General features: G+C 59.1%; 24 protein-coding genes and 1 pseudogene. 7 read left to right on the top strand and 18 right to left on the bottom strand.

Annotated elements, in window-relative coordinates:
- On the bottom strand, positions 1-258 hold a 258-nt coding region (locus tag M3484_RS23205; RefSeq protein WP_249499459.1), incomplete at its 3' end, for a transposase.
- A gap of 88 nt (positions 259-346) precedes the next feature.
- On the opposite strand from M3484_RS23205, the gene M3484_RS23200 reads away from it, so the two are divergent.
- A complete protein-coding gene (locus M3484_RS23200) occupies positions 347-844 on the top strand; it encodes a mechanosensitive ion channel family protein (RefSeq protein WP_249499458.1) in 498 nt (165 codons plus the stop codon).
- Positions 845-880: 36 nt separating this feature from the next.
- The gene (locus tag M3484_RS23195; RefSeq protein ID WP_249499457.1) at positions 881-1,657 is read left to right on the top strand and encodes a pseudouridine synthase; all 777 of its coding nucleotides are present in this window, start codon (positions 881-883) and stop codon (positions 1,655-1,657) included.
- Positions 1,658-1,708: 51 nt separating this feature from the next.
- Here M3484_RS23195 and M3484_RS23190 read toward each other — a convergent pair whose 3' ends face one another.
- From M3484_RS23190 to M3484_RS23180, 3 genes are all read right to left on the bottom strand, one after another.
- Positions 1,709-2,041, bottom strand: a complete 333-nt coding sequence (locus M3484_RS23190) for a hypothetical protein (protein WP_249499456.1) — start codon at positions 2,039-2,041, stop codon at positions 1,709-1,711.
- Positions 2,042-2,179: 138 nt separating this feature from the next.
- Positions 2,180-2,533, bottom strand: coding sequence for a PAS domain-containing protein (locus tag M3484_RS23185; RefSeq protein ID WP_283258556.1), 354 nt, complete (start codon positions 2,531-2,533; stop codon positions 2,180-2,182).
- Positions 2,534-2,539: 6 nt separating this feature from the next.
- Positions 2,540-3,415, bottom strand: a complete 876-nt coding sequence (locus tag M3484_RS23180; RefSeq protein WP_249499455.1) for a PAS domain-containing protein — start codon at positions 3,413-3,415, stop codon at positions 2,540-2,542.
- Between the two features lie 497 nt (positions 3,416-3,912).
- Here M3484_RS23180 and rnk point away from each other — a divergent pair, with 497 nt between their 5' ends.
- From rnk to M3484_RS23165, 3 genes and pseudogenes are all read left to right on the top strand, one after another.
- Positions 3,913-4,311 (top strand): nucleoside diphosphate kinase regulator, encoded by a 399-nt coding sequence (rnk, locus tag M3484_RS23175; RefSeq protein WP_249499454.1) that lies wholly within the window; start codon positions 3,913-3,915, stop codon positions 4,309-4,311.
- Between the two features lie 126 nt (positions 4,312-4,437).
- Positions 4,438-4,609: pseudogene (locus M3484_RS23170) on the top strand (protease); the annotation flags it as partial.
- Positions 4,601-5,029 carry a ribbon-helix-helix domain-containing protein gene (locus M3484_RS23165; protein ID WP_249499460.1) on the top strand — a complete coding sequence of 143 codons (429 nt, stop codon included), beginning with the start codon at positions 4,601-4,603 and terminating at the stop codon, positions 5,027-5,029. The pseudogene M3484_RS23170 and the gene M3484_RS23165, both read left to right, overlap by 9 nt.
- On the opposite strand, the gene M3484_RS23160 is transcribed toward M3484_RS23165, so the two are convergent.
- The 14 genes from M3484_RS23160 to M3484_RS23095 form a co-directional block, all read right to left on the bottom strand.
- A complete protein-coding gene (locus M3484_RS23160; RefSeq protein ID WP_249499453.1) occupies positions 5,030-5,734 on the bottom strand; it encodes an inorganic diphosphatase in 705 nt (234 codons plus the stop codon).
- Positions 5,735-5,912: 178 nt separating this feature from the next.
- Positions 5,913-7,307 (bottom strand): Do family serine endopeptidase, encoded by a 1,395-nt coding sequence (locus M3484_RS23155; protein ID WP_249499452.1) that lies wholly within the window; start codon positions 7,305-7,307, stop codon positions 5,913-5,915.
- Between the two features lie 54 nt (positions 7,308-7,361).
- Positions 7,362-7,751: a hypothetical protein gene (locus tag M3484_RS23150; RefSeq protein WP_249499451.1), complete on the bottom strand. Its 390-nt coding sequence runs from the start codon at positions 7,749-7,751 to the stop codon at positions 7,362-7,364.
- A 35-nt stretch (positions 7,752-7,786) separates the two neighbouring features.
- A complete protein-coding gene (locus tag M3484_RS23145) occupies positions 7,787-8,026 on the bottom strand; it encodes a DNA-directed RNA polymerase subunit omega (protein ID WP_172361248.1) in 240 nt (79 codons plus the stop codon).
- Between the two features lie 11 nt (positions 8,027-8,037).
- Entirely contained in the window at positions 8,038-8,460 is a 423-nt protein-coding gene (locus M3484_RS23140) for an NADH dehydrogenase ubiquinone Fe-S protein 4 (protein ID WP_249499450.1), read from the bottom strand.
- A gap of 36 nt (positions 8,461-8,496) precedes the next feature.
- A complete protein-coding gene (locus M3484_RS23135) occupies positions 8,497-9,066 on the bottom strand; it encodes an Hsp20/alpha crystallin family protein (protein ID WP_249499449.1) in 570 nt (189 codons plus the stop codon).
- A 90-nt stretch (positions 9,067-9,156) separates the two neighbouring features.
- Positions 9,157-9,657 (bottom strand): Hsp20 family protein, encoded by a 501-nt coding sequence (locus M3484_RS23130; RefSeq protein ID WP_249499448.1) that lies wholly within the window; start codon positions 9,655-9,657, stop codon positions 9,157-9,159.
- 175 nt (positions 9,658-9,832) lie between these two features.
- The gene (locus tag M3484_RS23125) at positions 9,833-10,552 is read right to left on the bottom strand and encodes a lysophospholipid acyltransferase family protein (protein ID WP_249499447.1); all 720 of its coding nucleotides are present in this window, start codon (positions 10,550-10,552) and stop codon (positions 9,833-9,835) included.
- A gap of 570 nt (positions 10,553-11,122) precedes the next feature.
- A complete protein-coding gene (locus tag M3484_RS23120) occupies positions 11,123-11,497 on the bottom strand; it encodes a response regulator (protein ID WP_249499446.1) in 375 nt (124 codons plus the stop codon).
- Positions 11,494-12,465 carry a sensor histidine kinase gene (locus M3484_RS23115; protein ID WP_249499445.1) on the bottom strand — a complete coding sequence of 324 codons (972 nt, stop codon included), beginning with the start codon at positions 12,463-12,465 and terminating at the stop codon, positions 11,494-11,496. Before M3484_RS23115 ends, M3484_RS23120 begins: the two co-directional genes overlap by 4 nt.
- 340 nt (positions 12,466-12,805) lie before the next feature.
- Positions 12,806-13,189, bottom strand: a complete 384-nt coding sequence (locus M3484_RS23110; RefSeq protein ID WP_249499444.1) for a DUF6481 family protein — start codon at positions 13,187-13,189, stop codon at positions 12,806-12,808.
- 39 nt (positions 13,190-13,228) lie between these two features.
- Positions 13,229-13,450 carry a hypothetical protein gene (locus M3484_RS23105; protein WP_249499443.1) on the bottom strand — a complete coding sequence of 74 codons (222 nt, stop codon included), beginning with the start codon at positions 13,448-13,450 and terminating at the stop codon, positions 13,229-13,231.
- 121 nt (positions 13,451-13,571) lie between these two features.
- Entirely contained in the window at positions 13,572-13,847 is a 276-nt protein-coding gene (locus tag M3484_RS23100; protein WP_249499442.1) for a DUF982 domain-containing protein, read from the bottom strand.
- A 112-nt stretch (positions 13,848-13,959) separates the two neighbouring features.
- Positions 13,960-14,166: a cold-shock protein gene (locus tag M3484_RS23095; RefSeq protein WP_172361213.1), complete on the bottom strand. Its 207-nt coding sequence runs from the start codon at positions 14,164-14,166 to the stop codon at positions 13,960-13,962.
- Positions 14,167-14,527: 361 nt separating this feature from the next.
- Between M3484_RS23095 and M3484_RS23090 the strand changes: the two genes are divergently transcribed.
- Together M3484_RS23090 and M3484_RS23085 are read left to right on the top strand one after the other, a co-directional pair.
- Positions 14,528-15,349, top strand: coding sequence for a cupin domain-containing protein (locus tag M3484_RS23090; RefSeq protein WP_249499441.1), 822 nt, complete (start codon positions 14,528-14,530; stop codon positions 15,347-15,349).
- 530 nt (positions 15,350-15,879) lie between these two features.
- On the top strand, positions 15,880-16,536 hold a 657-nt coding region (locus tag M3484_RS23085), incomplete at its 3' end, for a CNNM domain-containing protein (RefSeq protein ID WP_249499440.1).

Below are 16,536 nucleotides of genomic sequence, written 5' to 3'. Positions count from 1 at the left end.
ATACTGCATCTGCTCCATCAACTGCCGTTCGGACCGGACCGAATAGAGGATCTGGATCAGGCTGGCCTTGATCAACCGCTCCGGCGCGATCGAGGGCCGCCCGAAGTCGATGTAGAGCCGCTCGAACTCGGCATCGAGGCTGGCGAGCGCGTCATTGACCACCTGCCGGATCTTGCGAAGAGGGTGGTGTGCCGGGATCCGATCCTCAAGGTCCACGTAGCTGAACAGCGATCCGCTCGTCTCATCCGCTCCACGCATCTTCTCACCCCAGCATCGCGATGCTCAGGGTGAATCATGTTCCAATTCCCGCGTCGAGGCCTGACTAAATCAGCGGCCTGTTAATGTTGTGGCAGATACGTTCTCTGGGCTTGCCCTTGGACTTGAGGCCCCCTTCCGGATTGGCGATTGGGTCGGTATCGACGGTCTGGCACAGGGGCGTGTGCAGGAAATCGGCTGGCGCAGCACACGGCTGATCACCCGGGACAGCACGCATGTGATCCTGCCGAACAGCCAGATATCGCGTCAGCGGATCACAAACTATAGCGCGCCAAGGCCGGCATACCGGGATCATGCCGGACTGACCCTGCCTGTGACCCTCACCGTCGCCGATGCGAAGACGCTTGTCCAGGCGGCGCTTTCAAGGGCGACGTCCATCGTGAAGAACAAACCTCCCGAAGTTCAGGTGGCGCAATTCAGCCCACAAGGGATCACCTATCGGGTAAAGTACTGGGTGCCCCAGCATGATCTCGCAATGGCCTGTCGCAACGAGGTCTTCAGTCTGATCAACAACGGTCTGAGAAAGCAGGGCGTCGCCCTCGCTCCCCAAGTGGCAGCTTCACTGTGACCCCCTGGATGCGTCGTTCCAGCGATCCACCGCACTTTGGGGGGCTTCCCATCTTTCTACCTGACAGAGGATCAATACCATATCCAAGATCTCAAGCTCGCGTATCGACAAATTGCTGTCCTCCATGGGTATGGGACACGTTCCGAGATCGGATGGCTGACAAAAGCAGGCCGTATCGTATTTGATGCGGAAGCGATCAGTGACGTCACCATGCGGATTCCAGTCACGCCCGATCTGGTAGCGCGCATGAACATCAATGGTGAAGCGCTTGATCCCCTGCCGGGGATGGTGATCCTGCTGAACAAGCCCGTGGGCGCTACATGTTCCCATAAGGAAAGCGGAGCTCTGGTCTATGATTGCCTGCCACAGCGCTGGAAGCGGCGAGTTCCCGGGATCTCGGCCGTGGGACGGCTCGACAAGCAGACCTCAGGATTGCTGTTGTTGACAGATGACGGCGATCTTCTGCATCGGGTTACCAGCCCCCGGCACCGAGTCAGGAAAACCTATCGTGCGCGGCTTGCCCGCCCACTCGACGGCGATGAGGCGGCGGTGTTTGTTTCCGGCAGCCTGACGCTGAAAGGGGATGACAAACCTCTCGCCCCAGCCCTTCTGGAGGTGGTCACAGATCAGGAACCCCTTCTGACGATTACAGAAGGCCGCTATCATCAGGTGCGCCGCATGTTTGCGGCCTGTGGCAATCAAGTGCTGGAGCTGCAACGGGAAAGTCTCGGCGATCTGCGCCTGCCCGAAGATCTGGCACCGGGTGACTGGAGGCTTCTGGACCCGAAAGACCAAATGCTGATCTTTCAATAGAGGAACGCCCTGTTACGACTGTCCGCCATCTCATGACCATCCGGAACGATGCTATTCCGGCCCACCCTGTTCCCGGAATGCTACTCGAGGGATGTGCAGAACAATGCGGATTCCCTCGGGCCTCAGATCTCGTTCGAAACTCCCCCTGAAATGTCCTTCGATGATCGCAGTCAGCAGCTTCGATCCAAATCCCCCTGCGCTGTTGCCAAGCGCAGTCGTGCTGACTCCCTGCTCAAGCCATTCAACGACGACCTCGTCCTCGCGTTCAGCCAGGGTCATTGCGAGTTGCCCATCGGGACAGGAAAGCGCCCCATACTTCGCCGAATTGGTCGCCAGCTCATGCAGCACCAGAGCGAAGGAGGACACCGATCCCGGTTTCAGCATAAGCGCGTCTGCGTCTTCGGCCAGAGTGCTCCACGCCACCTGCCGGTAGGGCGCAAGGATCTCGGCGAGTAAACGGCCCAGCGAAACAGGTTTGCTTGCGACAGCTGCTTTGCCGAGTTGGTGCGCTTTGTGAAGAGGTCACAGCCGGCTTTTCAGCTGACTCGCGAAACTCTCGACGTCTTCGGCATCGCGAGAGGAGAGCCCAATCAGGCCGTTGACGACTGCGAAGAGGTTGCCGATGCGGTGGTCAAGCTCGCGATTGACGAGTTCGCGCTCGGTATCGAGGAGTTTGGCATCCTGGATATCGGTTGACGTGCCATACCAGCTCATGATCTCACCGTCGGTATCCCGCATTGGCAGTGCGATGACACGCAACCATCTGTAATTGCCCCCTTTATGCCTGAAGCGATAGTCGATGTCGTAGGCTTCCCCGGTCTCGAGGCATCGTGCCCAGGTCTGAGCCACACGGTCCCAGTCATCGGGATGGACCAAGTCGGTTCAGGTTGATGGGGTGATATCGGCATGGTCAATGCCGGTGAAATCAGTCCAGCGTTGGTTGAAGAAATCGTGGTTTCCCTGCGGATCCGTGCTCCAGACGATCTGCGGAATAGCCTCGACCAGAGTATCGAATCTGAGATTGCTGGCCTCCAGTGCGGCGGCAACTTCCGACTGGCTTGTCGTGTCGATCAGAATCCCCGCAAAGCTCGTGATGGCTTCGGCCTCGTCCCGAGCTGGCCTTCCGGAGGCGACATCCCAGTGCAGAGCGCCATCCGGCGTGATCGTGCGGAACCGGCTGTAAAACCTGCTCCCGGTGGCCACTGCCTCCTCGACCGCCGCCAGAACCCTGGCACGATCCTGTTCATGCAGGTTCTCAAACAGGGTCTCTATCAGGATCCCCGACCGCGCTTCGGCAGAGGGGATGCCGTATTGTTCAGCGAGGGCGCCATCGATGATCATCTTGCGCGTTCGGATATCAAAATCCCAGGTCCCGACAATACCACCTGCCTCAAGCGCGACCTCCATCCGCTCCTGCACGAGCAGCAGTTCTCGCCGTGTTCGGACATGCGCAGTGGTCTCGCTCGCGGCCATAAGCATGCCGAAGATCTCGCCATTATCCCCCATGATCGGCGAGAGGCCGAGATTGAACCAGCAGGTCACCGCCGCACCGTCCCGAAAAAGACGGATCGGCTGGTCTTTCAGCCGATGGCTCAGGCCACGATAGGCATCGTCGATCTTGTCGCGGTAGAATTTCCGCGCAACCGGAAGAGAGTCGAATATTGGCTTGCCCTGCGCCTGTGCCCAGGCATCCCCGAAAATCTCACGTGCTGCCTCATTACAAATGACGATACCTTCGCGGCCGATCAACACTGCCATGGGTGAGGCGGCATAGAGCATTGTTCGTATGGTTGAGCGCAAGGCGGGCGACCAGTTGCTGACGGGACCTGCAGCAGTGTTTGCCCAATCGACGGCGAGGACAGCCCCCTTGAGATCGGCAAGCCAATCGGACTCCCCGAAGACATCATCCAGTCTTGAAAACAGGCGTTCAGCCATGGGGCACCGAAAGATACCGAACAGATCGGCTCAGCCTAGGGGCGCACAGAGAAAACTGTCCAGACAATCCTTACGGCAGGGTGCGAGAGAGCGGGCCGAGGCGGCCTCTGCCCGTTGACCGCAACTGCGGTTTCTTGACTTCCGCTCGGCTAGACCCCAGCTTGATCCGCATGAGCAAGAAACGATCTCTGCGCCCGGCCTGCTGACAGGCTCATGGGAAAGCGCCTCAAAAAGGCGAAGATCGTTCCGGCTTTTTCACAGCACTCCCGAACACAAACGCATGAAGCGCGTTAACGCATGGCCCGAAGAGGAGCCTTTACATGTCCGAACATATACCCCCGCCCGATATCGTGATTTCCGAAGAGGCGATGCCGATCCTTGAAAAGCTGGCCGAAGGCCTGGAGCATCGCAATCAGGCACTGGCCGCTCATTTCTTCGATGAACTCGCCAGAGCGAAGACCCTTCCGGCGCAGGAGGTTCCAGCTGACACGATCGGTCTCGGCAGCCATGTGCGATTCCGCGATGACACAACCGGAAGAGATCAGCTCATCACGCTGGTTCTGCCTGAGCAGGCCGATATTTCGGCAGGGAAAGTCTCGGTTGCAACGCCAATCGGTATTGCACTAATCGGCCTTCGCAACGGTGCGCGCTTCAGTTGGGAAACCCGCGACGGGACACGTCATGACCTGACAATCCTCGGGGTCGAAACCCCCATGTGATGTCCCGAGACTGTATCGCGGGTCCGCTCCCGCGGTTGCCCACATTCTATGTTGTTCTCTGCTAACACCTACGCAGTCTTGCCCTGCCCTATCCTTCGCGCACCGCGAGCCGAGGGAGGATGCGAGATGGCGAAGATCCTGATAATCACCGGCGATTTCACCGACGGCTATGAGACCATGGTCCCGTTCCAAACGCTTCTGGCACGGCCATAGCATCAACGCGGGCGGCCCCGACAAAACCGCGGGCGATACGTTCAAGACCGCGATCCATGATTTCGAGGGCGAGCAGATCTATTCCCTACGCATCGACGGGGTCGCCACCTCGATCCGGATCGAGAACCATTTCCGGGAAACCCTGACCGAGATCGGCCCGGGCGACGGGATGACCGTCGCGCAACTTATCACCCGGCTCTGGCATGAGGCGGTGGATGTCGATCACGACCTCGGCAATTTCACCTCATTCCTGCGGATCTGCTGCAACCGCTATCATGCGCTGATCGCGGCAGGTGAGATCTCGGCGGAACATTCGGTTGCCATTGCCAGCCACCCGGCCCGCGAGATCCTGGCCCGGGAAACCGCGTGCCGAAACCTGAGGATGAACGGCTACGGCATTCCCGTCACGTCCAAAAAGCAACGCGCCTCCTGTCGCAGGCGGCGCGGGATTTCAGGACCTTTCGGGATCGCCAAGGTCCGGCGATCCCGAAAGGTTACTGATTGATTACTGCGCCTTGTATTGCGCGGCGGCGGCTTCGAGGACTTCACGCGCCACATCGGCATCGGCGAAGCCCTTCGATTCCATGCCCCCATCCGGACCTTTGTAATTGGCGAACCACAGGCCGATGATTTCGCTCGCACCGGGGTACTCGTTGTCGAGCTGTGCCATGCTCTCGATATGCGCAAAAGGCGACTCCCGGGTGAGAACACCGATCAGCTTGTCATCCTGCTCGCCGCCGTCGAGCATTTTCAGCACGCCGATCAGGCGGATATCAGCGACTTCGCCGCGCGGGATCGCCTGACCGATGATCAGAACATCGAGAGGATCGCCGTCGCCACCCAGTTCCTTCGGCAGAGCAGTGCCCGGAATCGCACCGTAGTTCCCGGGATAGCCGAGATAGTTCACGATGCGCGGCGCACCATCCTTGTATTCCCAATAGACCGCTTTCGGATCTTCCTTGCTCATTTCCCATTTGGCCGACGTGCCGGTGGGAATCTCGACCACGGCGCGGATGCTGCCATCTGCATTGATCGGATCAAGCTTCATCAGTTCATCTTTGCCGATGATCGTAAAATCATCTTTCGGCTGCATTTCGGTCGAATGCCGGGTGGCATCGGCGAAAGCAAGGCCTCCGATGGTTTCAGCCTGAGCAACCGGTGCCATCATGGCAAAGCCAAGTGCAGCGGACAGGATCGCATATTTCTTCATCGTTCAACTCCGTAAGATGGCCGGAGGCTAACAAAGCTTTCCTACAACCAGATGAACCCTGCCCGTGCCTGCGAACAGCCAGCCGCCTATCAGAGAAACGATTGCAGCAGAGATCAGGCGAGCCTGAACTGTGCGGGTCCAGAAAATGCGGGCGGCCTTACATTTGGCCGCCCGTCTCTTACCCTTCAACGATCACCAGCATGCGCCGATCATCACGCAGCAAGTCGATCACGAGCGTCGACCTTCCTTCCGGCACGGCTTCCCGCAAATTCTCAAGAGAACCCACCGGAATGCGGTTCACTCCGAGTATCACATCTCCCTGACGGAACCCCCGCAATTCGGCAGCGCTGCCGGACGCGACGCCTTCGACTGCCAATCCTCGGCGGCCATTGAAAAGGGACACCTCGCGCAGGGCCAGCCCAGCCAGAGGCGTATCGTCAAGCCAGCCGGCACTGTTCCGGACCGGTTCGCGGATTACGGCCAACAGCTCGTGCCTGTCGCCCCCACGCAATACCGATAGCGTCAGATCCTCCCCGATGCCCAGAAGGCCGATCCGATTGCGCAGGTCCGAGGCGTTGCGCAGGGCACGGCCATTCACCTTCGTCACAATGTCACCAACCTCCAGCCCAGCCTCTTCCGCAGCCGATCCCGCCTCGATGCTGGCGATGACCGCCCCATGGTAGCGGCCCTCTCCCAACCCGAGGGCCTCGGCGAGATCTGGTGTCAGTTCCTGAATCGTCACGCCGAGCAGCCCACGGCGGACCTCCCCATGTTCAATCAGTTGCGCCATCACTGCCATGGCCATGTTCGAGGGCACCGCGAAGCCAATGCCGACATTGCCGCCAGCCGGGGTAAGGATCGCCGTATTGATGCCGATCAGTCGACCCCGGCTGTCGACCAGCGCACCGCCGGAATTGCCCGGGTTGATCGATGCATCTGTCTGGATGAAATCCTCATAGCCGTCACGGCTGATACCGCTGCGCCCGAGCGCGCTGACAATGCCCGAGGTCACCGTCTGGCCAAGCCCGAAAGGGTTGCCGATCGCCATGACCTGATCGCCGACCAGAACCGCATCGGAATCTGCGACCTCGACTGCGATCAGGTTTTCGTCACCTACTCGCAAGACACCGATATCGGTTGCCGGATCGCTGCCGACCACTTCGGCATCCAGCACGCGCCCGTCCTTCAGCGTCACGGTAACGGCGCTGGCATTGGCAATGACATGATAATTGGTCAGCACATAGCCTTCATCCGCGTCGATGATCACACCGGAACCTGCACTCATACGCGGCTGACTGCGCGGCTGCGGAGACGCCCCCGGCGGCAGGTCGAAGAAGCGGCGGAAGAAGGGATCGTTGAACAGGGGATTGGCGTTGATCTCCACTTCTGTTCGGGTGGAGATATTGACGATGGCGGGCGTGACCCGCTCCAGCATCGGCGCGGCGGTCAGAACCCCGCGATCATCCTGAATGAAAGCCGTCTCGCCCCGAGAGGGGAATGGGGTCAAAACCACCAGCGCCGCAGTCATCAAAACGAGCAGCCAGCGAAACGGTGCAACACGGATCGAAGCCATAGAACATCTCCTTGTCGTAAAAGGCCGGCCCCTGAAAGGGCCGGCCCGACTGCCTCAGGCGGTTGTCGCCCCGCCGGTTCCACGACGGCGCTGCGCACGCTCGGACCAGAGCCGAAGACCGCTGCATCCCGCGAGACCGAGGCCCACCGCGACGTGCAGCGCATTCAGCCAGAGCGGGTGCCCCGCCATCGTGGCCCAGGGGCTGATCGCCAGCCAGAGCGCGGCGAGCAATAGCAGCCGGTCAGCGGCCTCATGCAGAAACCACAGGCTCCAACCGCCCAGGCCAACAAGGACGAGGCCAGTCAGAAGCGTGCTCCAGAACGCAACCGTCGGCAGAGAAATGGCCAGCGGCAACAGGGTCAGAAGAAGGCCCGCAACAATCGCCGCGCCCGCGACAAGACGGTTGAATGTGCTGTCTTGTGTGGAAATCCAGTTTGCGATCATCATTTTCCTCCTTTCATCAGATGGTTGGCATTTGGTCAGTGGGGCTTTGCCAGCCGCTTCGGCGCGGCAGGCGGAAGGAAGGCGCCAAGCTCTTCGGGGCTGAACAGGCCGGCCGCGATTTCGCAAAGCGCGGTTTCCGTCTCGCTGTCTGGCGCATCATCCAGCCGGGGCGGCGCGCCCTCACGCAGGGCGCGGGTCCGCGCCGCCACCGCCATGACCAGCCCGAAGCGATCAGGCAGTACGCGCTGACAATCGAGTGCTACGAGCGGATTCATGGCCGCCCCTTTCAGGCCGCCTGCCGCGAAAGATCCGCATCACCGCACGGCGCTGCCACTCCGGGCGATGTGGCGACCAGGACCGGACTGCCGCGCCTGAGGTCGGTGCCCGGGGGCATCTGCACCTCATAGGGCAGACCAAGACGGCGCGCATGGCGGATCGCGGCCTCGAGATCGGGAAAGCCGAGCTCGATTTGCTGCGCCACATCATCATCCGCGGTCCAGCCCATCAGCGGCTCGATCCAGGGCGCGCTTTGTCGCTCTATGCGCAAGCGCCAGCGTTTTGTACGCGCCCGTCCCGAGGTCATCGCAGATTTCGCGGGCTTCCAGATCACGGCCCGGCTGCCCTCCGGCAGACAGGAGTTCCAGTCCACCCCGCCGGTGGCAAAGGCGGACGGGCCGGCCGACGTAAGGTCTCCTTTCACAAGTTGCATGTCATCCTCCAATGCGTGGAACAGAGGGCGCGCTCGTCAGTGCGTCAGCGGAATGCGCCTGACTTGCGCGCGGGACGCTTCGGTTCGTGGCAGCGTGACGGTGAGAACGCCATTGCGGAATCCCGCCTCGATGGCATTCTCATCGATCCCCGGCGGCAAAGGGATGTGCCGCTCGAAACGGCCATAGACCCGCTCCGAGAAGTGGCGCTCGCGATCTTCGGTCGTCGAACTCTTTTCGCCGCGAAGGGTCAGAAGCCCATCCTCGAACAGGACCTCGACATCCCTCTCTTCAAGACCGGGCAGTTCGGCCGTCACCCGGATCGCCGTGTCAGTCTCGGCAATCTCGACGCTGGGCCAGGTCGCGCCCCAGGCCGGTGTCGCCCAGCCAACCCCATTGCCAGAAAAGGACGGCAAGCGGATGCCGAAAGAGCGGAAAAAGTCGTCGAACAACCGGTCCACCTCGCGGTGGAAGCTCACAAAAGGGTCGCCACTTTCCTCCCGGGCGGGAGTGCTTTCGCGCCATTGCGCGGGTTGCTGGCTCTCACGGCTGCGCCACCAGGGCAGGTTGCGCGTCCAGCTTTGGGGAATCAGATCTCTCACACTCATCTCTTTCCTCCATTCATCATACGCATCTCTCACCCGGGCGCGCGCGTTGCGCGCCCGGGGCCAGGTCTGCGATCTGGTCTGGGTCGGGGGTCAGGCTGCGACCGGCTCCGGCTGCTTTTCAGAGACCCTGGCGGTACCGATGCGCGGCAGGTCAGCGCCCGCAGCGTCGGAGCCTTGCACGATCTCGATCCGGCGCGGCTTCTTCTCCTCGGGGATCTCCCGGGTCAGCGAGACTTCAAGGAGACCATCCGTCAGGGACGCCCCTTCGACGCGGACATGATCGGCAAGCTCGAACCGGCGCTCGAAGGCGCGCGCCGGGATTCCGCGATGCAGATACTGCGCCTTGTCCTCACCTTCCTTGCGACCGGTGATGATCAGCACATTGCGATCCTGGGTCAGGGTCAGATCCCCCTCGCGGAAACCGGCCACCGCCATTGTGATGCGATAGCGGTCCTCGTCCAGCCGCGCAATATCATAGGGCGGCCAACTGTCTGCCGCGTCAGATCGCGTTGCAGCTTCCAGCGTCGTCAGAAGCCGGTCGAAGCCAACGCTCGACCGGAAGAGCGGTGTAAAGTCAAATGTGGTTCTCATAGCCACATCCTCCATTGAGCAATATGGGTACAAGTTGATGATTTCGCCGGACTATCCGACGACAGACGCCCATCCGGGCCGCCTGCGAAAATCCATTTAGAAACCACGTTTCGGGTTTCAAGAGGGGCTTACACGAGATTTTTTGCTGGATGCCGTCGTGAATGCTGGCAGGCAATCACGCGTCGACGAGCCTTTCGAGGCGGCCTTTCTCGGCGTTGATCATCTCCTCCAGCCGGGCAATGACCTCCTGTGGCGGTAATCCTGCGGGCAAGGCAGGAAGATATGATACCGCAACAGATCCCGCTCGCTTACCCCCGCCAGTCCAGAACAGCCCGGAATTATGGGCCACAGGGACAACCGGCAGCCCGAGGCTTCGATAGAGCCCGCCAATCCCCGGCTGAAAACGACGGTGTTGCCCTGGCCTGACCCGCGTTCCTTCCGGGAAAATCATCACCGACCGGCCCTCGGCAACGGCCTGTCGGGCCTGCTTAACCATCGTGGTCAGAGCCTTGGCCCCGCCCGCGCGATCAACCAGGATCATCGGCGCGTTGCGCAGGAACCAGCCGAAGATCGGGATCCGGGCAAGTTCGCTCTTTGCCACGATGCAGATGTCCGGGATCAACACGTTAAAAGCCAGCGTTTCCCAGGCAGATTGGTGGTTCGCCGCGTAGAGGCATGGCCTCCGATCCGGGACGTTCTCCTTGCCGGTTTCGATCATACGCAGCCCGAGCACCCAACGCGAAAGCGCAAGCGTGCCCCTCGCCCAAAAACGGATCATGCGACGGTTCAGACCGGGGCAGCGGAGAAGTGCAAGTACAGGTATCGCCGGGCTCAGAACAAGAGCCCAGAGGGCGATCAGACCGTCAAAAATCCGGGTTCTGAATTTCAGCATCATGTCACTTCTTCCCGACGGGCCCGGTCTGGCGTCATGGACCTATGCGAGCATGCGCAAGTGGATACTCGACCGCCAAATCACAGCTGCAGACGGCCAGGGTGAGTGCCAAAGCGCACTATGTTCAGAGTGCCAGATTTCTATGTCCACTCGGGGAAGGTCAATGGCTTGCTGCGACGCGGCATTCCTCAATGGCCAGTTCTCGCACCGGCGAGGGCACTTCCGACTTGATCTGCACAAAACGCCGGCACACGTTCAGTGGATCTGTGCTATAGCCACCAGCGCCACTCGCCTCGTGCCGCAACTCGCTTCGGATGGAACGCAACAGCAGCAACTGATCGGCATCAGAAGTAATCATCTCAACGCAGTGGGCAAGCTCTTTAAATGCGAGCAGATCGCCTTTTGTGCCAATTTTGGCGCATCTCCTCTGTAGAAAACCTTAACAGCAGTGCCTATCTCAGAAAAATGCGGGCAACCGTCGAAGAATGAGATGCCGAAAGTCTTTAGTGCGCCGTACGACCATTCCGACATCTCGGATCATCTTAATGCGCGCATGCAGCAGCACCTGCGTATCTATCCTTGCGCCATTGCAATAACGCTTCCAATATCGAAGGCATCTACGGGCTTGGTGAGAACCTCGATATCATCGTACTGCCCCTCGAGACCCGCACGACCGTATGCGGTAACGAAGACAAATGGCACACCTTTGTCATATAGTGCATGAGCAACAGGGAAGCTTTTTTCAGATCCCAGGTTGACATCGAGAAGAGCGAATTCCGGGAGTCTCATAGCGCATCGCTTCAAGGCATCTGATACACTCGCCGAGCAAGAAATATCTGTAAATCCCATATCTTCAAGAGCGACCTTCAGATCAAGCAGCACGAGATACTCGTCCTCCAGAAGGAGAACGGGCGCGTCTCTTTTTAACAAGACCCGTGTTTTGATCATGTGGGAAATCCTATCGTGCAGAGAACTCCCTCCTTCAGATACTTCAGATCCACGGAAGCGCCGAGTTCATGACGAAGTGCAGATGTTATCATCTGCGTCCCAAACCCTGTCCGGCGCGGCACCACAACCGTCGGACCGTCGAACTCCTGCCAAACTATCTGTATGGTACCAGCGCCTCGCTTCCAATCCATCCGAACCTGTCCTTCAGGAACTGAAAGTGCTCCATACTTGAGCGCATTCGTCGCAAGCTCATGGATCGCCATTGAAAGAACGCTCGTTTGGCGCATCGTCAACTCGCAATCAAAGCTATTCTCGATGATTATTCTGTTTCCCGCATGATCGAAGGGTCTGATTACCGCCGCCGCCATGTCCTTCAGAGAAGCGCCACGTCCGCCTCGACTCGTCAAAAGATCCTGGCTCGCCGATAGTGCTGTAATTCTGCTCCTGAACGTATTCAGGCGGCTTTCATTTCCCGGAATTTCTCCGAATGTACGTGCAGCGATTGATTGGATGGTTGCCAGCAAATTTTTGGTTCTATGATTAAGTTCATTCACAAGAATGGCTTGAACCTCTTCACTACGCTTACGATCAGATATATCCCGTGCTATCTTAGATGCACCAACAACCTCTCCGCTGCGCGACTTCAAAGGCGAGACCGTCAGCGAGATATCAATCATCTTGCCACACTTGGACAAGCGAACAGTATCATAGGGTTCAACGCGGTCTCCTCTTCGGATACGGCTGAGAATATCCATTTCCTCGGCCTCGCGATCTGGCGGAATGATCATCATAATTGATGCCCCGATCGCCTCATCTGCGTCGAATCCAAAGATTCTTGATGCAGCGCTGTTCCAGGAGGTAATCGTGCCACTGAGATTCTTGCTGATTATGGCATCTGACGAGCTGGTGACGATCGCCGCAAGACGAGCCAGGTCAATTTCATCAGGGGCAACGCTGTCTGATATCATGATTTCCTCAGCGAAACTGTGCCTCACCAGAAGAAGCATTTTCTCCGGCCAACACCCAGGCCAAGTGTGGGCCTGCTCGGCCTCCCAGTTCAACCGCGGAGATCAAAAACAGTTCCTGACATATGTGATCTTCTGTCCCTGGCGCCTTCTTCGTAAACTGAGTGCAGAGAGACCTCTTCCCGAACTGAGCACGCTTTTCTGGAACAAGAGGGATGGGAATCGCTCGACACAGCATTGCTCGCACCGCTCAGCTCGCAGCCAAGCTACGTCGATTGCGATCGGTGCTCAGCCCGAAACCTGAAGCAAGAGGCGGAGTGTGGCTCCCCTTCGCGGCTGGAAGTCAGGCGACCAGTTGCGCAGACTTCCGCTTTGCGTAACGAAGATCTCGTGCAGCCTTGCGTGCAGCTTCATCGGACAGGACAAGGGCAATTCGTCTCGCCTGGTCTGACTGGCTCGCCTCGATCGCTGCAGCTTCGGCTGCTTTCTGACGCATTACTTCTTCAACCGCCGCTGCGGCTTCAGCCGCCACGCGCTGCTGCTCTGCCAGTTTTTCCGCGTCACGCGCTGCGCGGCGGGCGTCGCGTGCCCGCGCCACCTCAGCACGTTCGGCCCGCTTTGAGGCCAGATCAGGCGCAGCAGTGGCAGTCCTGAATTTCTCCAGCAGAGCCGCTTTGGCCTTGCTCGCGTCGCTGCGGCGATCCGAGTATTCTTTGGCTTTGGTCATTTCTCTTGTCTTTGCTTTGGATGTGAAGTCAGGGCGGTATCAGACCGCCTTGATACGTTTTCCGATTGGCGGAGAGGCTATCAGCTTTCCAGCCTGTTCTCTTTCGAGCCGTGCTGTCCTCAACCGGCGGGTTTTTTCTGCGCGCTCAGAAATCTCGGTATCCCGCTCTTCCAAAGCGCGTGTGCGGTCCAGAAACTGCGACTGGGTCTTGTCGAAAGCCATTTCCGCAATCTGCCGTGCTCTGCTCAATGTACCAGACATGATGATTCTCCGATTTTCAGAACAATTACCATCCGACACGGGGAAAAGGCCTTCCCCGCCGGGACCTTGTTATTTGAAGGCCAGCAGTGAATAAGGCCGCACTGATCCCCCAACAGGGGCGTCAGGCCGCACGCCGGGACGAATAGCCGACAAGGTTTTCCGGTACAAAGCCGGCCGATCTTGCCGCAGCGACGAAGGCGCGTCGCGCCACACCGACGGGCACAATACAATCCATGGCCGCTTCGACCTGCTGGAGAGCTGTCGAACGCGCCTCGTCCGCAATCGGCCACCTTTTCAGCAACCAGTATTTTACTTGCTCTATGGTGCTGAACTTCTGCACATCGCCATCAGAAGACATGACGAAGGAAAGGGGTTGCCCCCAGTTAATTTCAATCAACCAGATTTCTTTCTTGAAAGGCGGAAAGGATATGCGGATCGCATCTCTACCATTCCAGGGAAAGCGGGTCCGGCATCACACCGATCCCGCTCTCTGTATCTCTGCTCGAATGTCAGGCGAGTACGAGATTTGTAGCCGATTCACGGCCATTGCGATCACGTTCCAGATCGAACGAGACAGCCTGACCGTCATCGAGACCACGGATACCCGCACGCTCAAGCGCGGTCACATGGACGAAAACGTCCTTCGAGCCACCCTCGGGTGCGATAAAACCAAAGCCTTTGGTGGAGTTGAACCATTTCACGGTGCCATTGGCCATCGTGATGTCCCTTTCATTGGTGCCACCCGCAAAACGCGGCGGCCCGGCAAAGCTGAAGATCCAAAGCTGAGCCGAAAGGGACAGGTCCGAAAAACAGAAGATGCTCAACACATGTAGCGCATGAGAGGCAGAATTACTACCAAAGGATTCGCGAGCATGGTCCTGGGCGAGGTTAGCCGCTGTTATCGTTACAAACTATCCATCAGTGTGGTGAGGCGCGACGGTCGCGATTTCGACAGCTTCAGGGATCTTGAAAACAGAAGCGCCCTCCCCATCTCAGGCGAAGTCTCCGGATATTGTCCGGTGATTACAGTCACTTCACTACTATCAACCTCCAACACCCGTTTGGGAAACCGGGCCGATGCTGATCGAGACACAGAAAAACCGAAACCACTTCGCACCTGACACTCCAGCCCTGCCCTTCCGGGCAGAACTGCTGCCACCCAGAAGACCGTCTGCATGCTCGCATATGGGCGAGGCGGACTGCCAACAGGCCGCTGTCGAGACGGTCTTCGATGCGCCTGAGACAGGGTTCGTATTCAGATGGATCCGGACCGTCTCTTCTGGCGTCCCCTCTGTGCATCCTCTGTCCGGACCGGAAAGCGTCGACAAATGGTGGTACATCGCCGACGCCGCCCCTGGCTCCTGGCTGCAACTTGGACTGAAGCAGCCTTGCACTGCCGAGCAGCTCCGGGCTGCATTGGTGGAAAACAATCTTCCAGCCCTTCTGAGAAAAATCGAACCCGCGGTCGGCGACATGTTTGTTGTCGAAGCAGGAACCGTACATGCCCTCGGTCCTGGCCTGACAATCGTGGAAATCGCGCGTGGCAATGATGACGCCATACCTCTGACCGCAACAGATGCTGCGCAGCTGGCGCAAATCTCTCAGCAGACCACTCTTGTCCCGAGCCCTATTGCATCTCTGCCCGGCGACCATCTTCCGTTCCGCATCGCCTGTGAGATGCTCGGCCCTGAGCAACGGGTCATGCTCATGGATTCCCTGGCCACCGTAGCGATTGTGGAAGGCAGTGGCACCTTTGGCAATCGTCCCTATGAAGCCGGACAATGCTGGCAGTTCAACGGCCCCCTCACCACTCGCGCAATCGAGCCAACGGTTTTGATCGTTGCCGAGCGCTGCGAGCCCGACCCTGATCGGGCGAACATGTGGCGGATCCGGAGTTAGGGGGCAATCACCGCGTGTAGGGAAGAAAATACCCCGATCTCCGCGGCACGCCCTTCATCTTAGATGGGCTGCCATACCTGCGCATAATTGTCTCATAGACCTCACTGGGAAAAAGCCGAAGAAAATGATACGCTGGTCCAACCTCGCAGACGCGACGCGTCACGGGTTCGATGCTGAAGCTTTTCGGAAAGGAGTTCTGGTGCGCTACGTATCAGACGACCGCACCTGATGCCTGATCCCAGCCGAAGTCCCGCGGAGGACGATGAGACGCCGTCTGCGATACATCGATCCTCCGCAGAACACCAACCAGAACTCTCCCGGTCCGATCCAGACCGCTACTGCAGCGGTGCGTTCACCGCTGAACGGGACCGTCTTTTCTCGCAACACAGTTACGCGCCGCCGAGAAGTGCCTTGCCCGACCCCCTGCTCCCGCGCGAGCCGCTCCCCCCTGAAAACCAACTCGTTCAACAGCACCGCACGGCAGCCCTGGGCTCCGGCGTCCTGCCTCCAACCTTGAGACATGCCCTCCAATGATTGAGCCCCTCTTACTTCTGCTTGCCGGCCTTCTTGTGATCCTCGTCATTATCGCGGCCGGTGCATATTTCGTTGCCCAGGAATTCTCCTATATGGCCGTCGACCGCACCCGTCTGGCGGCTCAGGCCGCAAGCGGAGACGCCGGAGCGAAGCGCGCGCTCGCGGTCACCAAACGCACCAGCTTCATGCTCTCGGGCGCACAACTGGGTATTACGGTCACTGGACTGATGGTCGGCTATGTCGCGGAACCGATGGTGGGCCAGTCACTGGGCCTGCTTCTCGGCGGCATTGGCGTGCCGCAAACCGTGGGAATCGCCATCGGCACCACGCTGACCCTCGTCTTTGCCACCATCGTGCAGATGATCTTTGGCGAACTCTACCCGAAGAACCTGGCCATCGCGGACCCCGAACCCATGGCCAAAAGGCTCGCGGCCTCGACCCAGGTCTATCTGTCGATCTTCGGCTGGCTGATCACCTTCTTTGACAAATCGGCCAACTTGTTCCTGCGCCTGCTGCGGATCGAGCCCGTGCATGATCTGGACGTCAGCGCCTCGGCCGAGGATCTGCCACATATCATCGCGGATTCGCGCGAGAGTGGTGACCTTCCGGTCGAGCTGTCGCTGATGATGGACCGCATCCTCGATTTTCCTCAT

This window comes from Pseudomonas sp. GX19020 (assembly GCF_023371075.1).
In the GTDB taxonomy this organism is placed as follows: domain Bacteria; phylum Pseudomonadota; class Alphaproteobacteria; order Rhodobacterales; family Rhodobacteraceae; genus Pseudogemmobacter.
This window is presented reverse-complemented; position numbering and strand designations above follow the sequence as displayed.